Source organism: Novilysobacter antarcticus, assembly GCF_019802285.1.
GTDB lineage: Bacteria > Pseudomonadota > Gammaproteobacteria > Xanthomonadales > Xanthomonadaceae > Novilysobacter > Novilysobacter antarcticus.
The window spans coordinates 342,463-362,039 of the sequence record NZ_JAIEUJ010000003.1; the positions used below are offsets into that span (position 1 = coordinate 342,463).

The window sequence follows — 19,577 nt, forward strand, 5'->3', positions numbered from 1 at the left end:
GGGGATGTCACGGGGCATCGATCCGCACGGGCGATGCCGGTGCCGCGGGCGTCAGAACAGGGATCACACCCTGAACGGTCAACGCTCAAGAGACGGCCCGATAGCGCCACGATGGGCGAAGTTGCAGCGTGGACCGCCAGATTCGATCGCCAACCTTAACAGAAACCCGTTTTGAAGGCCCGGATCCTGGTCAGTCCGCCCCCCCCGCTGGGACGATGGGTCATGTTCGCAGGCACGTGAGCGCCGCCATGCCACCATCGCTTGATGGCTCTCAAATCCACGGTGTCCTTTATTGTCCCGGCACACAACGAACAACGCCTGATCGCGGCTTGCCTGGAAGCAATCCATGCCAGCGCCAGCGAGGTGCAGGCCGACTACGAGATCATCGTGGTCGATGACGCCTCCACGGATGACACGGCGAGCATCGCCGGCCAACACGGCGCACACGTCGTGCACATGCAGCACCGTCAGATCGCCGCGTCCCGCAACAGCGGCGGACATGCAGCACAGGGCAACTGGCTGTTTTTCATCGATGCCGACACGCTGATCAACCCCGCCTATCTGGCGGCCGCGCTGCGCGCCCTGCGCGAGGGCGCGTCCGGTGGTGGCGCCGGGGTCAAGCTGATCGGACCCACCCGCCTGCACGAGCGTTTCGGCCAGTGGCTGATGATCCACGTTTTCCGACTGGTGGGAGTGACGCCGGGATGCAGCCTGTTCTGCACGCGGGACGCGTTCCAGGCGATCGGCGGCTTTGATGAGCGTTATTACGCCGGCGAGGACGTGGCCATGGGCCGTGCCCTTGCCCGCCACGGCCGGCTGGTGATCCTGCACGAGGTGGTGATGACCTCGGCGCGCAAGCTGCGCACCCATTCGTTGGGCTACCAGTTGCGTCTGTTGGGACGCTTCCTGTGGCGGGGTCGGCGCATGTTGCACTCCAGGGACGAACTGGAGATGTGGTACGGGGACCGACGCGACGAGCCGTAATCAGAACGGATCGCTGGCCGGGCGGACTTCGATCTCCAGCGCCTGGGCGACTTCCTGCAACGCCTCGTCGTCGCTGGACAGGGTCATCCAGCCCGCATGCACACCCTCCTCTCCACTCGGCCCGGTGGCGGTGTTCCACGTCCACAGGCTGTAGCCGTATTCGCGCAGGCGGTCGGTGGCGACCGCCATCAGCGAGGGCACCTCGGCCTCGGCCAGGAAATCCTCGTCGCTGGCATCCTCCACGCCCCAGTCGATCACCACGTTCCAGCGCGCCGCCAGCTCGGTGATGATGTCGATGAACGACACCGCGTCATCGTCATCCACGAAGAAACCCGACTTCCAGTCGATCAGGTCCTTCAGCAGCCACTGCGGTTCGACCTCATCGGGACCGGCGGCTTCCAGCGCCTCGCGGTAGCCGGAGAACTGCTGCAAGGCCGACTCCTCGTCGCCGGGGTTGATCAGCAGCAACAACTGCCAGACCAGTGCCTCGCGGGTGTCCGCCGACTCCAGGTCAACGCCGGCGCCCGGCTCCAGGCTGTTGGCGAAGTTGTCGTCGGGATCGAATTCCGGGTCGTGGGCAGTCATCGTCGTGTTCCGGGCAAAGGGCGTCCCGGGCATCGTGCCACGCTGGCCCGTGCAGAGGTCGTCATGCCGTCGGTCGCACCCGCGATGCCAGCGCCAGTCCGAGAACGGCCAAGCTGACGGTGATGGCGAACCCCGCCAGATAGGCGGCCAGCGTGGAGCGCTCCAGCAGCATCGCGAAAAGCGAGCCGCCCACGGCGAGCATGGTCGCGGTGAACAGGGCATCGCACAGCTGCAGCGCCGAGGCGTTGGCGCCCTGCCGCTCCGGCGGTGACAGCTCCAGGGTGAGAATCGACAGACTCGGGAACACCGTGCCCATCCCCACCCCGGCGACGATCCAACCGACGACTCCCACCGCGAGCGGCACCCAGGGCAGCACCGCCGCGGAAACCCCGAGCACCCCGGCCAGCATCAGGGCCATGCCTGCCTGCAGCACCCGCTCAGGCGTCGGCGTGCGCATCCGGCCGCGATTCCACGAACCCAGTGACCAGCCGAGGGCACCGACCGTCAGCGCCATCCCGGCAAAGGTCGGCGAGAGGCCGCGTTCTCGGGTGAGCAGCAACGGCAGGAACACCTCGGTGCCGAAGAACGCCGCCGAGGCGATGCCGCGCAGCGCGATCACCGTCGGCAGGCCGCGGGCCGCGCGCAGGGTACCGGTCGGCAACAGCTTCAACATGCTGACCAACAGCCCGGCCAGCGATATCGCCATCAGGGCCGCGGCGACCCAGCCGCGCTGCTGGCCGGCATAGCTGAGCAACAGGGCACTGCCTGCCGCGCCGCCGGCAAGGACGATGCGCTGCCGGTTGTTGGGGCCCGGCGCGGCCGCGTTATCAGGCAGCGGCCCGATGCGACGCAGGGGCGGCAGCACCATCGCCGCGGCCAATGCGGCCACGAAGGGCACCAGGAGGAACACCCAGCGCCAGCCAAGGAATTCCACGATCAGGCCACTGAGCGCAGGCCCGACAATCGCCGGCAGCACCCAGGCAGCTGCGAACGCGGCAAAGATCCGGGCGCGCAATTCCGGCGGATAGGCTCGCCCGACCACCACATACAGCGCGACCGACATCAGCCCGCCGCCAAAGCCCTGCACCACGCGGCCGACCAGGAGCACCCCCATGGTCGGTGCCAGCCCCGCCACGACCAGACCGAGCGCGAACCAGGCGATGCCGTGCTGCAGCGGCGCCCGGGGCCCGCGGCGATCGGCCCACGGCCCACTTGCCACCATGCCCACCACCGCGGCGGCAAGGGTGCTGCCAAACGCCATGGCATACAACGACAGCCCGTCGAGCGCCTGGGCGACCACCGGCATTGCCGTGGCCACCGCCAGCGCCTCGAACGCGTACAACACGATGAGTGCCACCGACCCAACGGTGAGCGCGCGATAGGGCGGCGCGAACAGGCTCTCCGAGGCGGGTGCTTGAACCTGGTCTTTCATCCAGCGACTCGTCCTGCAGCAAGCGGCATCGGGGCGCCGAGCATAGAAGCCATGGCGGGTTCGGGAAAGCGCACGCTAGACAACACCCACGCTGAGGCCGAACGGGCTCCCCTATAATGCGGCTCGCGAGGACGTGACCGCCTCCAGCAATGCAGGCGCAGATGGCCCCTTCTTCCCCACCAGATACGGCATCGCGCCCACCCCACGGCGCCGAGGGCACGCGTCTGCCGCTATGGCGTGGCCGCGGCCTGGTGCTGGTCGCCATCGCCTTGTCCGCATTCAACCTGCGCACCGCGGTCACCTCGCTGACGCCGCTGCTGGATCGGTTGGGCGACACGTTCGACTTCGGTCCGACCATGACCGGCGTGTTCGGCATCGTGCCGACCGCGGCGTTTTCGGTGTTCGGCGTCGCCACCCCGGCCATCGCCCATCGACTGGGGCTGGAGCGCACTGCTCTGCTGGCGATGCTGCTGGCCGCCATCGGTCTGCTCGGGCGCGGATTCGCCGACAACACGGCGCAACTGCTGCTGACCTCGGCGATCGCGTTGTCGGGCATGGGCATCGGCAACGTGGTGCTGCCGCCGCTGGTCAAGCGCTACTTCGGCGACCGCGTGGGCGGCATCAGCGCGATGTACATCACCTTGCTGCAATTGGGCACGATCCTGCCCGCGCTGGCCGCGGTTCCGGTGGCGAACGCGGTGGGCTGGCGGGTATCGCTGGGAGCATGGTCGCTGGTCGCGGTAGCCGCTGCGCTGCCCTGGGCGATCGTGTTGTACCAGGAACGCTACGGCCGCTCCGCCCAGGCCCGCGCGCTGGCCGCGATCCACGCCCGATCGGTGGCCAAGGGCGATGAGGCGCCGGAGTTCGCGGCGCCACCGCCGTCGGGACGGGCGCGGCGATCGCCAGTCGCCTGGGGCATGGCGCTGATGTTCGGCATGACGTCGCTGGTGACCTACTCCATGTTCACCTGGCTGCCCAGAATCCTGACCGACGCGGGCGGCAGCGCCCTGCTGGGCGGAACGATGGTCGGGGTGTATTCGGCGCTTGGCCTGCTCAGCAGTTTCGTGATGCCGGTGGTGGCGGTTCGCATGCGCAACCCCTTCCCGGTGGTGCTCGCGTGCTGCGTGATCCACGCGACCGCGTTCGCCGGCCTGCTGCTGGCGCCGATGACATTCACCCTGTTGTGGGTCGCACTGCTCGGGCTGGGACCGAGCACCTTCCCGCTGGCGCTCACGCTGATCAACCAGCGCACGCGAACGCCCGCCGGCTCGACCGCCCTGTCCGGTTTCACCCAGGGCCTTGGCTATGCATTGAGCTGTGCCGGCCCGCTGCTGTTCGGGGTGTTCAACGAGATCAGCGGCGGTTGGCTGTGGCCGTTCGTCTTCCTGACCGGGGCGCTGGTGGTGCTGGCGTTCGGCGGCTACCTGGCGTGCAAGCCGCGCATGCTGGAAGACAGCTGGTAGCCGCCCGCCGATCCGGTTAGCCGGAAACGCCGCCGTTGCTTTGCAACCACGCGATCAGTTGCGCCCGGGCGCTGAGGTTGTGCACCGGCAGTACCAGGACGTCGCCCGGCCGCGACCATGCGAGGATGGCCTGCGCCGCCTCGACCTCGGGCAGGATCGTCTGCAGGCTCGCCTCGGGCAGGCCCTGCAGCAGCAACTGCTCGCGAAGGATCTCCGGCACCTCGCCGGCGCGGCGGCCACGGATGTAGCCGTCCAGATCTTTCAGCACGACCAGATCGGGCACCGCCACCGCAGCAGTGCGCGCCAGGTCGCGGATGGCCTCGTTGTCGCGGTTGCCCGCCTGCCCGAGCAGCAGGCCCAGGCGAGCGCCGCGACGCTCGCGGACCCGCGCGGCGACCGCCAGCAGTCCGGCCAGGCCCTCCGGGTTGTGGGCGTAGTCGAGCAGGATCTCGGCGCCGCGGATGCGCCAGCGCTCCAGACGGCCGGGATTATCCTCGCGCGCGCCACCGAACTGCATCAACACGGATGCAATCGCCCGCGCTGGCAGCCCCTGGGTGGCCGCCAGCAGCGCCGCCCCGGCCAGATTGGCAATGTTGTAACGCGCGCTGCCTTCCAGGGTCAGCGGCATCCCGGCGACCTCACCGAGGCGGTGCCGCTGGCCGTCGACACTGAGTGTGAGGACACCGGCATCCACGCCACAGGTCGCGCCGTCACGCTGGCGATGCGCCACCAGCACCGGGTTTCGATCGTCCAGCGAGAACCACGCGAGCGGACACGCCAGCGATGCGGACTTCTCCACCAGCAATGGATCGTCGGCATTGAGCACCAACACGCCATCGGCGTGCACGGCCCGGGCGACGACCAGCTTCGCGTCGGCCAGATCGGACAGGTCGTGCACGCCGTATTCCCCGAAATGGTCGGCGCTGACATTGGTGACCAGCGCGGCGTCGGCATGGTGCACGGCCAGACCCCGGCGAAGGATGCCTCCGCGCGCGGTCTCCAGAATCGCTGCCTGCACGCGGGTATCGCGCAGCACGCGCCGGGCGCCGTTCGGGCCGGAGTAGTCGCCCTGGGCGACGCACTGGTCGCCGACAAACACGCCGTCGGTGCAGTTGAAGCCCGCTACCCTCCCGGCCTGCGCGAACAGCGCCGCGAGCAGGCGCACGCTGGTGGTCTTGCCATTGGAGCCGGTCACCAGGACGGTGGGAATGTCGTGCAGATCAGCCCAGGCCACATCGGCTGGCAGCGCATCCAATGCCCAGGTCCGACCAGCCTCGCCCGCGCCCAGCGTCAGGCCGTCGTCATCGAGGAACGCCGGCAGTCCGCGAGTGCTGGCCGCCTGCATCAGGGCCGTCGCACGCGGATTGGATTCGTCTGCGGCGAGGCGCATCAGCGTGTGCCCGGCGAGCTCGTCGTCCCAACTCGCGGGATGGCCGGGGGCATGGGGCAGCGCGCAGCGCGCGACGTTGGGGGCGACCCGCTGCCACGCCCACTCGTTGAGCTCGGTGGCGGTGTAGAGCATGTCCTGGGGGGCAGCCAACGCCAGCACGGCGCCGGTCTGGTGGATATGGATGACCACCTCCGTATCGGGCCAGCCGAGGCGGGCGCGCATGCTGCGCACATCTTCGGCCCAGGCCGCGCACACCGCGGAGGAGGTTTCGAACACCTCCAGCACCGCGCCGCAGCCGGCGAAGTACAGGTTTGGCCCGGTCAGGCGACGCGAGCTGTCGAACAGCTCGTCGACCGGCACCGCCAGGACGGCGTTCAGTCGTTCTCCTCGCGTGGCAGGCGCACGCCGCGCTCATCGCGCACCAGATCCTCGTAGTCGGCCAGCGAGGTGGGCGTGGATTCATCGGCGGTTTCAGCCGTCATCGGCACCTCGAACCTGGGCGGCGCCGACGTCTCACCTTCGGGCTGGAACTTGATCACCTGCTTCCACGAGCGCACCAGCGCATCGGCGAAGATCAGCACCAGATCGCCGGGCTCGCCCATGCGCAGCGCGGCGTCGATCGCGGCCTGCTCCTCGTTGATGATGCTGACCTGCGCCTCGTCCACGCCCTGGGCCAACAGCGCCTTGGCGAGGATGCGTGGGACCTCGTCGCCATCACGGCCGCGCAGGTTGTCGTCACGGCGGCAGATGTAGTGGTCGAAGCGGCCGGCAACCGCGTCGGCGATCGCGCGCAGGTCCTCGTCGCGGCGGTCGCCCGGGCCGGCGATCACCACGATGCGCCGACCGACCACTTCCATGCGCTGGGCCAGGTCGGCCATGGCACCGACCGCGTGCGCGTTGTGCGCGTAGTCGAAAATCACCTTGAAGGGATGCTCGGCGAACACGTTCATCCGCCCCGGCGCCTGGTAGAACGTGGTGTCGAAGGTGCGCAGGCCCTGACGGATGGCATCCAGCTTGATACCCATCGAGAACGCCATCGCGGCGGCGAACATCGCGTTCTGCACGTTGTGCATCGCCCGCCCTTCCAGCGTCGCCGGCACCAGGTGCGTCCACAGCAGTGGGATGTGGCTGCCCTTGTCGTACAGGGTGATCATCTGGCCGTTGATGCCGGCCTCCAGCGCGCACGCCCGACCACCGGCGCGGATGTGTTCGCGCACCAGCGGATGCTGCGGGTTGGTGGTGACGTAGCAGATCGTGGCGGCGTCGGTGTAGGCGGCCATCTTCAGCACCATCGGATCATCGGCGTTGAGCACAGCACAATCGCGCGCGACCTCGGCCACTATGCGCTTGACCTCGGCCAGCTGTTCCAGGGTGTCGATGCCCTTCATGCCCAGATGGTCGGCGGCGACGTTGAGCACCGCGCCGACGTCCACATACGGCACGCCCATTCCGGCCCGCAGCAAACCGCCGCGGGCGACCTCCAGCACCGCCATGTCAATGTGCGGATCGGCCAGCACCATGCGGGTGGACACCGGGCCGGTCATGTCGCCTTCCACGGTGCGCTGGCCGTCGATGTAGACGCCATCGGTGGTGGTCAGCCCCGGGGTATAACCCGCCATCTTGGTGATGTGGGCGAGCATCCGCGCGGTGGTGGTCTTGCCGTTGGTGCCCGTGACCGCCGCGATCGGCACCCGCGACGGCGAACCGGGTGGAAACAGCATGTCCACCACCGGGCCGGCGACATCGCGGGCCATTCCTTCGCTGGGCGCGACGTGCATGCGGAATCCCGGCGCGGCGTTGACCTCGCAGATGCCGCCGCCATCGCTCTTGTAGCTCTCGGCGATGTTCTCGGTGAGGAAGTCCACCCCGCCCACGTCCAGTCCGATCGCCTGCACGGCACGCACCGCCATGTCGCGGTTGTCTGGATGGATGATGTCGGTGACATCGGTGGCGGTGCCGCCGGTGGACAGGTTGCCCGTGGAGCGCAGGTACACCACTTCGCCGGCGGCCGGCACCGAAGCGGAGGTGTAGCCCACGCGCTCCAGCATCGTCAGCGCCTGCGCGTCCAGCTCAAGCCGGGTGAGCACCTTCTCGTGACCGACGCCACGACGCGGGTCCGCGTTGACGATTTCCACCAGTTGCGCGATGTCATGGTGCCCGTCGCCGATCACGTGGCCGGGCGTGCGCCGGGTCGCGGCCACCAGCTCGCCGTTGATCACGAGCAGGCGGTGGTCGTCGCCGGGGACAAAGGTCTCCACGATCACCGAGCGCGAGACGGCCTGGGCCAGATGGAAGCCTGCAAGTACCTCGTCGTCGTTCATCAAGCGAATCGAGATGCCGCGGCCGTGGTTGCCGTTGTAGGGCTTGGTCACGACCGGATAGCCGATGCGACGGGCGGCACGGAGCGCCATCTCCTCGGTCTGGACCAGCTCCTGGCGAGGCACCGGCAGGCCAAGCGCGCCGAGGATCTGGTTGGTCTCGTCCTTGTCCCCGGCCAGCTCGACTGCGATGTGCGAGGTCTTGCCGGTCACGGTCGCCTGGATGCGCTGCTGGTACTTGCCGTAGCCAAGTTGGACCAGCGAATGATCGTTCAGGCGCAGCCATGGGATGTCGCGCGCCTCGGCAGCGGCCGCGAGTGCGCTGGTGGACGGGCCCAGCGCCCGGCGCTGGGCAAAGCGGATGAATTCGTCGCGCGCCGACGCCCACTCCCAGCCCTCGGGCAGGATGCCCGCGGGCTGCAGCTGGGCCGGCAGCAGCGAGGTCAGCAGGCGCATTGCCAGCTCGCCGGCTTCCAGACCTTCATCCTTTTGCGAGTACTCGTACACCACCGAATACACGCCCGGCTCGCCGGTTCCGCGGGTCTTGCCGAAGGTCACATCGGCACCAGCAACGTTCTGCAATTCGATCGCGACATGCTCGAGCACATGGCCCAGCCATGTCCCCTCGCCCTCCCGCAGGCGGCGGACAAAGCCCCCGGGTTCCCGGTAGGAGCAGCCGTGCTCGTCCAGTCCCGGCAGCGCCGCCACCAGACCGTCGATGAAGCCGGCGCCGAGCCGGACCGTCGGCCATGCCTCCAGCACGCCCAGATCGAGCTCCAGTCGAATGACCGGGAAGTGCGCGTACAGCGACGGACCGAGAAAAACCGAACGATTGCGGATCCGCATGGTGTTACCTCTTCTGGCGAGCCAACCGGCCGGCCGAGGCCTGGCGGGTACTGAGGTGGAAGGTGTTACCCGCGACGAGCTGGTGCAGGACCAGGCCCAGCATGGAGACCGGCTGCCCCTCGTCCACCACATCCATCGAGGTGAAGCTGATGTCGCTGGCATCCAGCACCGTGATGCCGCCGCTGCCCTCCACCTCGAGCACGTTGTCGGGGCCGATGAAGGCCGCGGTGTCCTCGTCCAGGCCCAGGCCGACGGCAAACGGGTTGTAGGCCAACGCTGTCATCAAGCGGCCCATCCGGTCCCGCTCACGAAAGTGCTGGTCAATAACGAACCGGTTGGTCAGGCCCAGCCCCGGCGCCAGGCGAACACCCCCCGCGATGGCAGTGGGGCCCTCCTCGCCGAAGGCGATCATGTGCTCGCTGATGAAGCTCGCACCCGCGCTGGTACCGGCGACATGCACCCCCTCTGCATTGCGCAGGCGGATGAGTTTGGCCACCGGCGTGCCGCCCACGATCGTCGACAGGCGCAACTGGTTGCCGCCGGTCATGAAGATGCCACTGGCCTGGGCAATGCGTTCCAGCCGTGACGGCTCGTTGCAATCGCGGCGGGTGTCAAAGTCGATCGTGGTCACCCGCGCCGCGCCCAGCTCGGAGAACAACGCCTCGTAGCGCTCGCCCGTTTCCACCAGGCGACTGGCGGTCGGCAGCACGACAATGTCGGCCTCATCGCCACCGCACAGGTCGACGAATCGCTTCAGTATCTGCGGATTGCTTTCCTTCTCCTCGCCGCCGCCAATCGGGATGATCCAGCCGCGGTCGGCGCCATCGGGCACGGGACTGGGGCACATCAGCGCGCACCCTCGAAGGTGCCGCGGATGACCGCTTGGCCGTCGCGGACAAACCAGCGTCCGGAAATCAGTACGTCACTCACATCGTCGTCCTCATTCAATATCAACAGATCCGCGTCCGCGCCCTGCGCGACCCGCCCCTTGTTCTCCAAACGCAGCAGGCGCGCCGGGTTGCTGGTGAACGCCGGCAGCACGCGCTCCAGCGCCTCGCCGCGCGCCAGCAGCATCTTGAGCGTTTTGTGCAGCGAGTCGGGCGCGCCGATACCCATGCTCAGCACGCGGCCCTGAGTGTCGAACACCGGCAGGCAACCGCCGCCATCGGAACTGACGGTGACCCGCTCGGCAGGTGCGCCGCTGGCCAGGTAGCGCAGCAGCGCCTCTTCGGCCGCCCACGCGTCCTCGTCGGCGGCGACCGGGAACGCGGTGATGTCGATCGTGCAGCCCCGCCGCGCAAGCTCGACGGCCTCTTCGAAGAGCGCGCGGCGACGGTTGACGTGGGTCGGGTTGAACACGCGCGCAGGAATCTCGCTGGCGTCCAGCGCCTCGCGCACCTGCGCCAGTCCGCGCGATCCATCGCCCAGGTGCAGGTGGAGGATGCCGGCCTTGCCGGTCAGCAGCCCGCCGACATGCGCGTCGGCAGCAACCCGCAGCAACTCGTCACGGGTGGGCTGGCTGGAGCGGTGGTCGCAGATCGCCAGCTCGCCGACGCCGATCAGGCAATCGATGAACGCCAGATCATCGCGCACGCTCCCTGTCACCGTCGCCAACGGCAGATGGTAGCCGCCGGTATAGGCGTAGGCGTTCAGGCCCTCGTTGCGCAGGCCATTGGCGGTGGCCACCAGCTCGCGGGTGGAGCGGGTGGTGTCGTCGGTGCCCAGCAGACCGACCACCGTGGTGATGCCGGCCCGGGTAAAGCGCGACAGCGGCACCGGCGGGACCCGGGTGTGGGCGCCTGCTTCTCCGCCTCCGCCGGTGATATGGGCGTGGCCATCGATGAGACCGGGCAGCACGCGGCGGCCCTGCAGGTCTATCGTGGTGACATGGGCGGACGGCGACGGGCCGGCGTCAGCGGAAGGCTGCATGGCGAGGATCCTGCCACCGCCGATCAGCAGGTCCTGCCGGCCCAGATGGGTGGGGGCATGCACGTCGGCGTTGCGGAGAAGCAGCAGCGGGGCGTCTGGCACGTTGGAAAGACCCTCTGTGGAGATGCCGCCGACATTGGCGGTCATCCTGACAACGCGCACCGTACACAGGAACGGGTGCGGGCAGGGTCGAGGCCACGCCAGCGCGCTGGCCCCAGTATTCCACGCCGCGGACGCGATCCGTCATTCCGGGGTTGCACGTCGACGGATGTCCGGAACCTGCGGCAAAGCTCGTGTCATCAGGTCTGCAACGGGCGGTTCGCTGCCCTTCCCAACCACACCGATCCAATTGCCGAAGGAGTTACGTGATGTCTGCATCCACGCCCCCCCGTTTCAGGAAGGTCTCCCAGCTGATACTGCCTGCCGCGCTCGCGATCGTGGTGGGCCTGGCCGGCTGCGGCGCAGATGCCGATACGTCCCAGACGAGCTCAGGCAGCAAGGCCGCCAACAGCAACGGGCTCACCCTGGCCAGCCAAAACTGGAATCTGGACGCCACCGCATCCGCGGGCTTGCTGCCCGGTCACGCGGATGCGCCGCTGAGTTTCCGGATGGCCACCGGCTGGGTGAATACGGCGGCGGCGAAAGCGGCCGGCAAGGAGGCCGATCCCGCGGCCCAGCGCGAGCAGGCGCTCGCCAGTTTTGGCCTGCTCACCGTGGCAATTGCCGCCGGCACCGCGGAGCCGGGCAAGTATCGGCTCGCCGACGAGGTCTCCGGCGCCGACACTGCGGCGGTGACCATCCCCCTCGACAAGGACACCGGGCTCGCTGGCGAGTTCACCTCCCAGTCCGGCACGTTGACCATCAAGTCGGTGGAGACGGAAGAGGGTCTCAGCCGCGCCAAGGTGGTCGCAGTGGACGGCAAGTTCGATGGTGTGTTTGCCGATGAGCAGGGGGACACGCGGCCGATCAGTGGCACGTTCCGCTTCGCACCAAAAGCCAGGTAACCGTGCCGCCGGGCCGATGCGGGAGTGCTACCAGGGCAGCTCGGTCCCGTTGGCGTGCCAGAACGTGCCGGTCTGGGCCAGGCTCAGGCTGTCGAGTCGCTCGACCAGCTGAGCGGCGGCATGCTCCGGGCTGACCTCGCCGTTGCCACCCACCATGTCGGTGGCGACAAAGCCCGGGTGCAGCAGGAACACGGCCACGCCGCGCGGCGCCATGTCCACGGCCAGCGACTTGCCGATCGCGTTGACCGCCGCCTTGGAGGCGCGGTAGCCGTAGCGGCCGCCTGACCCGTTGTCGCCCATCGACCCCATCCGGCTGGTGATGATGCCGATCTTCGCGTCGTCCGCCAGGTGGCCCGACAGCGCCTGCGCGACCCGCAGCGGGCCCATCGCGTTGACCTCGAACTGGCGGCGCATATCCTCCCAGCCGTCGGCGTGGATCTCGCCGAACGCCTCGCGGGTCATGATCCCGGCGTTGAGCACGAGCACATCCAGACGCGTGTCGCCGAGACGCTGTGCCAGACCTGCCAGAGCCGCGTCGTCGGTGACGTCCACACCCGCTTCCACCTGGGCCCCGGTCGTTTCCAAGGCGTCACTGGACTTGCGGCAGGCGGCGATCACCTTGTCGCCACGGGCGCTGAAATGGCGGGCGAGAGCAAGTCCGATGCCACGATTGGCGCCGGTGATGAGGACGGTTTTCATGGATGACTCCGTAACGATGTTGCCCAATCTATGGCGGCGTCAGCGCCGACAATCAAGCGCTGCGCGGCAGCACGCAGACCGCGGGACGCACCTTGATGCCGTCTCAACCGCGCTTGAGCAGCAGCTCGAGCATCCGGCGGAAACGCCCGCCGTACGGCGGATTGAGCAAGCCAACTCCGTTGAAACGGGCCTGGCGGAAGATCGATTTCATGTGCGAGAAGCGCTGGAACCCGGCCTCGCCGTGGTAGCTGCCCATGCCGGACGGTCCGACGCCCCCGAACGGCAGACCGTGCTGGGCGATGTGGAACAGGGTGTCGTTGACCGTAACACCGCCGGCCTGGGTCCCCGCCAGCACCGCATCAATGCGCTTCGAATCCTCGTCGAACACATACAGCGCCAACGGATGCGGCCGCGCGGCCACGTAGGCAATCGCCTCCTGGAAGCTGTCGTAGGGCACCAGCGGCAGCAGCGGGCCGAAGATCTCCTCGCGCATCACCTCCATCGCGTCGCTGACGCCGCTGAGCAAGACCGGCGGCAACAGCCGGCGCGCCGGATCGGCTGCCGTGCCATCCAAGGGGTGTTCGCGTGCGCCCGCCGCCAGTGCCCCGTCACGCAACCCGGTCAGGCGTTGGTACTGGCGGTCGGAAATGATGCTGGCGTACTGGGTAGCACGCTCCAGATCGGGGTACATCCGCGCCACCACCGAGCAGGCCACGCCGATGAACTCGTTGACGCGGGCGCGTGGCAACAGGACGTAATCGGGCGCGATGCAGGTCTGCCCTGCATTGACCATCTTGCCGAACACGATGCGCTCGACCGCTTCCTCGAAGCGGGCACCCGGACCGATGATCGCCGGCGACTTGCCGCCCAGCTCCAGGGTCACCGGGGTCAGGTTGGCGGCGGCCGCGCGCATCACGTGGCGGCCGACCGCGGTCGATCCGGTAAACAGCAGGTGGTCGAACGGCAGCGCGGAAAACGCCTCGGCGACCTCAACGCCGCCGGTGACGACTGCAACCTCGTCGGGCTGGAAGTAGCGACCCACCTGCTCGGCCAGGAGAGCGGAAAACCGCGGCGTGAACTCGCTCATTTTCAGCATCACGCGGTTGCCCGCGGCCAGCGCGTCCACCAGCGGACCAATCGCGAGATACAGCGGGTAGTTCCACGGCACGATGATGCCGACCACGCCCAGCGGCGTCGGGCGCAACTCAGTACGCGCGGGCAGGAACGCCAGACCGGCCAGGCGCTTGCGCGGCCGCATCCAGCGCCTCCCATGACGCAGGGCGTGGCGGATCCCCGACAGGCTGGGGAACAACTCCAGCAGATCGGTCTCCTGCGCCGGGCGCTGGCCGAAATCGGCAGAGATGGCGCTGGCAAATGCGTCGCGCTGTTCGGTCAACATCGACTGCAAGGTGCGCAGGCGAGCGGCGCGTACCGGCCACGGCGGCATCGGATCGGCGGCGTGGCCGGCACGCATCCGTAGCAGTTGCTCGTTCAGCTGGGCGGCCGGGGTCGTCATGGAGAGGCTCTTGTGACTTGTGAAAAGCGCAGGCCGACTGCAAAGCTCGGCGATGCGTCGAGAATGCCATCGTTTGCGTTGTCGCCCCCAAGGTTGGAACCGTTACAGGCGCGCTGTCATCATGGTTGCTGCACGCGAGGCATTCGCCGACGCGACCTTGATGATCGAGACCCACACATGGCAATGGCGGAAAGCGATATCCAGAAAGGCTGGATCTACCAGACCAGCAACCAGCAGCAGCGCCTGGTGCTGGGCTGGGACCGCGATGGCCGCGTGGTGTATTCCTCAAAGGGCAAGGATCCGGACGTACCGTTCCTGAATTGCCATGTACGGATCACCACCCGCAAGTTCGCCCAGCGCGCGATCGGCAAGCTGCGCGAGGTCGAGGACCTGCAGCATTACATCGTGGCCAACAAGGCGACCACGGTGGTGGTGCGCTGAGATGCGCTCCGGCAGGAGCGCTCCAACGCCGGCCGGATAGGCCGACCGGGTACTGCGCTCCTGCGGAAGCCCGCGCCGGAAACGCGTCGGCGGCGCCTCGCTTCATCGACCGATCCGGTCGTTCCGTCACGACAATCGCGGTTTGGTCGCAGCGCGTGTCCCCTGCACCGGCAGGGTCACTATGCTCCACGGAAATCCCCACGCCGTCGGAACCTCTGTGATCAAGGGCCTGTTCTTCGTCATCCGTATCGCTCTGGCGTGGCTGCTGGCCACCCTGCTGTTCGCGGGGCTGTGGTCGGAACTGCCGCTGATCGGACGGCTGGAATGGCCGATCACGGTCGCCGGCATGATCGTCATGGCGCTGGTGGTGATCGGGGCGCTCTCCCACGTCGGCCGGGTGCGACTGATCACCGACCGCATCGACCGGACGACCCTGGGCAACCGGCACCGTCGCCAGGTCGAGATTCCGTTCGAGGCCGGCGAGGCGTTCGATCTGGTCGATGCCGCCATCCGGGAACTGCCGCGCATCGTTGCCGTCGAGAGCGCTCGCGACAGCCTGCAGATCCGCGCGACCGCCGCGCGACCCGAGGCGTATCTCGACCGGCCGCTGGGTCGCTGGAACCCCATGCTGTGGTTCGGCGCACCGCGCAACCAGATCCTGGCCACGGTCACCCCCGGCGGCGACACCGGCAGCGTCACCCTGATCTGCGAGCCCGAGACCCTCGCCTGGAGCGACTGGTTCCTGTTTGACGACGCGACCAACTTCGAGAACGCGGAGGCGATTGCCCGGGCGATCACCCGCCGGGTCGCCGAGCGCCGACGCAATGAACGCGCCGACGCAGCGCAGACGGCCACCGAGAAGGAGCTCACCGTCGCCAAGCTGAGCCTGCTTCACGCCCAGGTCGAGCCGCACTTCCTCTACAACACGCTGGCCAGCGCGCAGTTGCTCACCCGCAGCGACCCGGCGCGTGCCGACGAAATGCTCGGTCACCTGATCCAGTACCTGCGCCACTCGCTCCCCAGCACCGACAACGAGCTGTCCACCCTGGGCGAGGAACTGGAGCGCGCGCTGGCCTACCTGGAGATCCTGAAGATCCGCATGGGACCGCGTCTGTCGGTGCAGGTCGACCTGCCAGAGAATCTGCGGGCCACGAGACTGCCGCCGATGATGTTGCAGACACTGGTCGAGAACGCCATCAAGCACGGACTGGAGCCGCGCACCGGCGGCGGCTCGGTGTGGATCCGCGCGCGCTGCAGCGATGGCGTCGTCGCCGTCACCGTGGCCGACGACGGCGACGGCTTCAATACCAGAACCAGTGGCACCGGGATCGGCCTGAAGAACGTGCGCGAGCGCCTGCGCCTGGTCTATGGCAGCGACGCGGCGCTGGCGGTGGTCGCCAACTTCCCCGCTGGCGTGGCGGCGACGATCACCGTGCCGGCCACCTTCGAAGAGGTAGCGCACCATGGCTGAGCCCATCACCACCTGCATCGTCGCCGAGGACGAAACGCTGTTGCGCCAGGCCCTGGTCGAGTGCCTGGCGCAGGCCTGGCCGGAACTGCACATCCTTGCCGAATGCGAGGACGGTGCGAGCGCGCTGGAGGCGCTGGCCGAACACCGGCCGGACGTCGCCTTCCTCGACATCCGCATGCCCGGCCTGACCGGACTGGAAGTCGCCGCTGCCGCCGCCCAAGTCAGTCCGGCAAGCCAGATCGTGTTCGTCACCGCCTACGACGAGTACGCCATCGATGCCTTCGAACGCGGAGCGGTCGGCTACCTGCTCAAACCGATCACCGCCGAGCGGCTGTCGGCGACCGTGCAGCGCCTGCAGGCACGCAACGGCAGCAACGACGCCGCCGCGCTGTCCGCCCTGCTCGAACGGCTGGCGCCGGTCGGTCGCGCCGTCGACGCCCCCGAACCGCTGACCTGGATCACCGCCAGCGCCGGCCGCGAGACACGCCTGATCCTGGTCGACGATGTCGCCTACTTCCGTGCCGACAACAAGTACACCACCGTGATGACCGCCGAGGGCGAGGCGCTGCTGCGCACCCCGATCAAGGAGCTGCTCACGGTGCTCGACCCGACCACCTTCAAACAGATCCACCGCTCCACCATCGTCAACCTGCGCGCCATCGCCGGCGTCGTCCGCGACGACAGCGGCCGCGGCACCGTGCGCCTGAAGACGCGGCCGGAAACCCTGGCCGTCAGCGCACCGTTCATGACGCTGTTCCGGCACATGTGATCACCGCCGAACAGTCCTACCGACCGCTGCGGATAATCCGGCATCCGGCCGACCCGTTCACGCTTGCACGAGGTGATTTATGAAGTTCCTGGCCCTGATCTATTTCGTTCTGTCGCTGTTCGGCTGCGACATCGGCGGCAGCAGTTACGTCACCCGAACCACCGTGGACGGCACCGATACGCTCTACAGCCAGACCACCACCCGGGCCGGAGTCGCCCGTTTCGAATGCCTGCGCAGCGCCAGCGGAGCGTGCCACTACACAGTGCTTGCGCACGGTTGCGCGCCGACCTCCGGTCCGGACCAGGCACGGTCAGGTAAGTGTGAATCCGACCCGATCGAGCGGTTTACAGTCGCCCGCGGTGAGAGCCGGCAGATCGCCGGGCTGACCGGGTTCGACCTCTGCGTCAGTGCCGAGGACGATGCGGTGGACAGCGTTTGCGACCGACCGCGGCAATAACGCCGAAGTGAGTGCCACTCAATGAAAAAAGCGGCGGCGATCGGACAGGACCACCGCCGCCGGTCACCCGATCAGGCGTCACCGGTTTTACGCGCACCCACCTGGATTCGACGCGGCGTGGTTTCAGGCCGCTTGGGAATGCTGATTTCCAGCACGCCGTTCTCTCCATGCGCGGAAATCGCATCGGGATCGGCACTGTCGGGCAATGCAAAGCGCCGGTGGAATGCGCCGTAGCGACGCTCAACCCGTGAGAAGTTCTCGCTTTCCCGGACTTCCTCGCTGCGCCGCTCGCCCTTGATCGTCAACATTCCCTTGTCCATCTGGACTTCGATTTCAGTCGGGTCGACCCCGGGAATATCGGCGTAGAGGACGAAGCGGTCCGCCTCTTCCTTGATATCCACCCGCGGGGTCCAGCGGCTGGTGACCACCGATGATTCGTCGGTGGAGGTTGCCGAGGAAAAGGCTCCGTCGAAGATTCGATCAACCAGCTGGCGCAACGGGTCCTGGCTGCTGCCATCGCCGGACCATTGCGGATTACGCACGATCTTGCTCATGACTGTCTCCTTGGTCTGCGTGGGGGCGGGAACCGGCCCCCATTACCAACGTAGGTCCGTCGCGCCAGCTTTCAAGTCTGCCGCGCGGGTCCGGCGTCGCTTCCCGCGTTCGCGCGTCGGGGCAGCGTCCAGTCCGGCCGCACGAAATGGCAGGTGTACCCCTGCGGGTAGCGCTGCAGGTAGTCCTGGTGCTCGGGCTCGGCCTCCCAGAAATCACCGGCCGGCACGACTTCAGTCACTACCTTGCCCGGCCACAGGCCCGAGGCGTCGACGTCGGCGATGGTGTCCAGCGCGACGCGGCGCTGCTCCTCGGAAGTGGTGAAGATCGCCGAGCGGTAGGACGCGCCGCGGTCGTTGCCCTGCCGGTCCACCGTCGAGGGGTCGTGGATCTGGAAGAAGAACTCCAGCAGTTTGCGGTAGCTGGTCCGGGCCGGATCGAACACGATCTCGATCGCCTCGGCGTGGTTGCCGTGGTTGCGATAGGTGGCGTTGGGCACCTCGCCGCCGGTGTAGCCGACGCGTGTGGACACCACTCCCTCCTGGCGGCGAATCAGGTCCTGCATGCCCCAGAAGCAGCCGCCGGCGAGCACCGCACGCTCCGTGGTCATTGCCCGTCCTCCACCTGGTCGAGGTACTCGCCATAGCCCTGCGCCTGCATCTGGTCGCGCGGAATGAAGCGCAGCGAGGCCGAGTTGATGCAATACCGCAGCCCGCCCCGATCAGGTGGCCCGTCTGGGAACACGTGACCCAGATGGCTGTCGCCGTGGGTGGAGCGCACCTCGACCCGCACCATGCCGTGGCTGGTGTCGCGAAACTCGCTGACGTGGGCGGGTTCGATCGGCTTGGTGAAGCTCGGCCAGCCGCAGGCCGCATCAAACTTGTCCGCCGAGGCGAACAGCGGCTCGCCGGACACGATGTCGACGTAGATGCCGGGCTCGCTCAGGTGGAGGTACTCGCCGCTGCCGGGCGCTTCGGTGCCCGATTGCTGGGTGACGCGGAACTGCTCGGGCGTCAGCTGCTTGATGGCGTCGGGATCTTTGCGGTACTGGCTCATGCGGGTCTCCTGGAAACGAGGCAACAGTGCAGTAATGCGGGTCAAGGCGGTGCATCGCAAGGCGACGACAATGGTGCGCCGTCGCGCCGCGTGCATGGTTCAGGGAGTTCCGTCCTGCGGCACCTTTTGCACCCGCTCGATCGGGTAGCGCAGGTCCTGCACCCGCTGCAGCAGTGCGTCGTAGTCGGCCGGCGCGATGGTGGGGGTTCTGGCCATGACCCAGACATAGTCGCGCTTGTCGCGGGCGATGATGGTCTGGCTGTAATCCTCGTTGAGGTAGGCGATCAGGTATTGCGCCTTGATCGGCCATACCAGCTGCACGCCCCACACCGCATTGCCGGTCCCCGGGGTGACGAAGCCGGTCGAGTCGATTTGCTTGCGCGGGCCGTCGAAGCCGCCCTTACGGTAGCGGAATGTGGTCGCAATGCGGCCCTCCGGATCGAGCCGGTACGTCTCCACCGGGTTCCACGCGTCCTTCTCGAACCAGCTGGGAATGGTGGCGATGACGTACCAGTCGCCCATGAACCGGGGCAGGTCGACGTGCGGCACGGGCGTGATTGCCGGCAGGTCGCCGGCGTGGGCGGGATGTCCGGCCAGCATCAGGCCGCAGGCGAGCAACAGGTTGCGGGACGTGCCCATGGAGTTCTCCAGCAGAAAAGGCTTAG

Annotated in this window: 19 protein-coding genes; 7 read left to right on the forward strand and 12 right to left on the reverse strand. The window is 67.9% G+C overall.

Annotated features, from left to right (window positions below):
• The first annotated feature begins 264 nt into the window (after positions 1-264).
• On the forward strand, positions 265-984 hold the full coding sequence (locus tag KZ491_RS10695; RefSeq protein ID WP_222565829.1) for a glycosyltransferase: 720 nt from the start codon (positions 265-267) through the stop codon (positions 982-984).
• Here the strand turns inward: KZ491_RS10695 and KZ491_RS10700 are convergent, their stop codons facing one another.
• On the reverse strand, positions 985-1,569 hold the full coding sequence (locus tag KZ491_RS10700) for a DUF6630 family protein (RefSeq protein WP_222565830.1): 585 nt from the start codon (positions 1,567-1,569) through the stop codon (positions 985-987).
• 61 nt (positions 1,570-1,630) lie between these two features.
• On the reverse strand, positions 1,631-3,001 hold the full coding sequence (locus KZ491_RS10705) for an MFS transporter (RefSeq protein WP_222565831.1): 1,371 nt from the start codon (positions 2,999-3,001) through the stop codon (positions 1,631-1,633).
• Between the two features lie 161 nt (positions 3,002-3,162).
• On the opposite strand from KZ491_RS10705, the gene KZ491_RS10710 reads away from it, so the two are divergent.
• On the forward strand, positions 3,163-4,464 hold the full coding sequence (locus tag KZ491_RS10710) for an MFS transporter (protein WP_222565832.1): 1,302 nt from the start codon (positions 3,163-3,165) through the stop codon (positions 4,462-4,464).
• Between the two features lie 16 nt (positions 4,465-4,480).
• Here the strand turns inward: KZ491_RS10710 and KZ491_RS10715 are convergent, their stop codons facing one another.
• From KZ491_RS10715 to iadA, 4 genes are read right to left on the reverse strand one after another with little or no spacing between them, the layout of a single operon-like run.
• Complete coding sequence (locus KZ491_RS10715) at positions 4,481-6,214, reverse strand: Mur ligase family protein (RefSeq protein WP_222565833.1); 1,734 nt, start codon at positions 6,212-6,214, stop codon at positions 4,481-4,483.
• Between the two features lie 14 nt (positions 6,215-6,228).
• On the reverse strand, positions 6,229-9,018 hold the full coding sequence (gene cphA, locus KZ491_RS10720) for a cyanophycin synthetase (protein WP_222565834.1): 2,790 nt from the start codon (positions 9,016-9,018) through the stop codon (positions 6,229-6,231).
• 4 nt (positions 9,019-9,022) lie between these two features.
• A complete protein-coding gene (locus KZ491_RS10725) occupies positions 9,023-9,865 on the reverse strand; it encodes a cyanophycinase (RefSeq protein ID WP_043958785.1) in 843 nt (280 codons plus the stop codon).
• Positions 9,865-11,094 (reverse strand): beta-aspartyl-peptidase, encoded by a 1,230-nt coding sequence (iadA, locus tag KZ491_RS10730; protein WP_222565835.1) that lies wholly within the window; start codon positions 11,092-11,094, stop codon positions 9,865-9,867. The genes KZ491_RS10725 and iadA overlap by 1 nt, the downstream gene beginning before the upstream one ends.
• 221 nt (positions 11,095-11,315) lie before the next feature.
• Between iadA and KZ491_RS10735 the strand changes: the two genes are divergently transcribed.
• The gene (locus tag KZ491_RS10735; RefSeq protein WP_222565836.1) at positions 11,316-11,951 is read left to right on the forward strand and encodes a hypothetical protein; all 636 of its coding nucleotides are present in this window, start codon (positions 11,316-11,318) and stop codon (positions 11,949-11,951) included.
• A 27-nt stretch (positions 11,952-11,978) separates the two neighbouring features.
• Here the strand turns inward: KZ491_RS10735 and KZ491_RS10740 are convergent, their stop codons facing one another.
• Positions 11,979-12,650, reverse strand: coding sequence for an SDR family oxidoreductase (locus tag KZ491_RS10740; RefSeq protein ID WP_222565837.1), 672 nt, complete (start codon positions 12,648-12,650; stop codon positions 11,979-11,981).
• A 103-nt stretch (positions 12,651-12,753) separates the two neighbouring features.
• Complete coding sequence (locus KZ491_RS10745) at positions 12,754-14,166, reverse strand: coniferyl aldehyde dehydrogenase (protein WP_222565838.1); 1,413 nt, start codon at positions 14,164-14,166, stop codon at positions 12,754-12,756.
• A gap of 177 nt (positions 14,167-14,343) precedes the next feature.
• On the opposite strand from KZ491_RS10745, the gene KZ491_RS10750 reads away from it, so the two are divergent.
• From KZ491_RS10750 to KZ491_RS10765, 4 genes are all read left to right on the forward strand, one after another.
• Entirely contained in the window at positions 14,344-14,607 is a 264-nt protein-coding gene (locus tag KZ491_RS10750) for a hypothetical protein (RefSeq protein ID WP_222565839.1), read from the forward strand.
• 217 nt (positions 14,608-14,824) lie between these two features.
• A complete protein-coding gene (locus tag KZ491_RS10755; RefSeq protein ID WP_425493144.1) occupies positions 14,825-16,078 on the forward strand; it encodes a sensor histidine kinase in 1,254 nt (417 codons plus the stop codon).
• Complete coding sequence (locus KZ491_RS10760) at positions 16,071-16,847, forward strand: LytR/AlgR family response regulator transcription factor (RefSeq protein ID WP_222565841.1); 777 nt, start codon at positions 16,071-16,073, stop codon at positions 16,845-16,847. The genes KZ491_RS10755 and KZ491_RS10760 overlap by 8 nt, the downstream gene beginning before the upstream one ends.
• A 79-nt stretch (positions 16,848-16,926) precedes the next feature.
• Positions 16,927-17,304, forward strand: coding sequence for a hypothetical protein (locus KZ491_RS10765; RefSeq protein WP_222565842.1), 378 nt, complete (start codon positions 16,927-16,929; stop codon positions 17,302-17,304).
• Positions 17,305-17,375: 71 nt separating this feature from the next.
• Here the strand turns inward: KZ491_RS10765 and KZ491_RS10770 are convergent, their stop codons facing one another.
• The 4 genes from KZ491_RS10770 to KZ491_RS10785 form a co-directional block, all read right to left on the reverse strand.
• A complete protein-coding gene (locus tag KZ491_RS10770) occupies positions 17,376-17,858 on the reverse strand; it encodes an Hsp20/alpha crystallin family protein (RefSeq protein WP_222565843.1) in 483 nt (160 codons plus the stop codon).
• A gap of 71 nt (positions 17,859-17,929) precedes the next feature.
• Positions 17,930-18,466, reverse strand: a complete 537-nt coding sequence (gene msrA / locus KZ491_RS10775; RefSeq protein ID WP_222565844.1) for a peptide-methionine (S)-S-oxide reductase MsrA — start codon at positions 18,464-18,466, stop codon at positions 17,930-17,932.
• Entirely contained in the window at positions 18,463-18,912 is a 450-nt protein-coding gene (gene msrB, locus KZ491_RS10780) for a peptide-methionine (R)-S-oxide reductase MsrB (protein ID WP_222565845.1), read from the reverse strand. Before msrB ends, msrA begins: the two co-directional genes overlap by 4 nt.
• A gap of 99 nt (positions 18,913-19,011) precedes the next feature.
• Positions 19,012-19,551 (reverse strand): lipocalin family protein, encoded by a 540-nt coding sequence (locus KZ491_RS10785; protein WP_222565846.1) that lies wholly within the window; start codon positions 19,549-19,551, stop codon positions 19,012-19,014.
• Positions 19,552-19,577 lie beyond the last annotated feature (26 nt).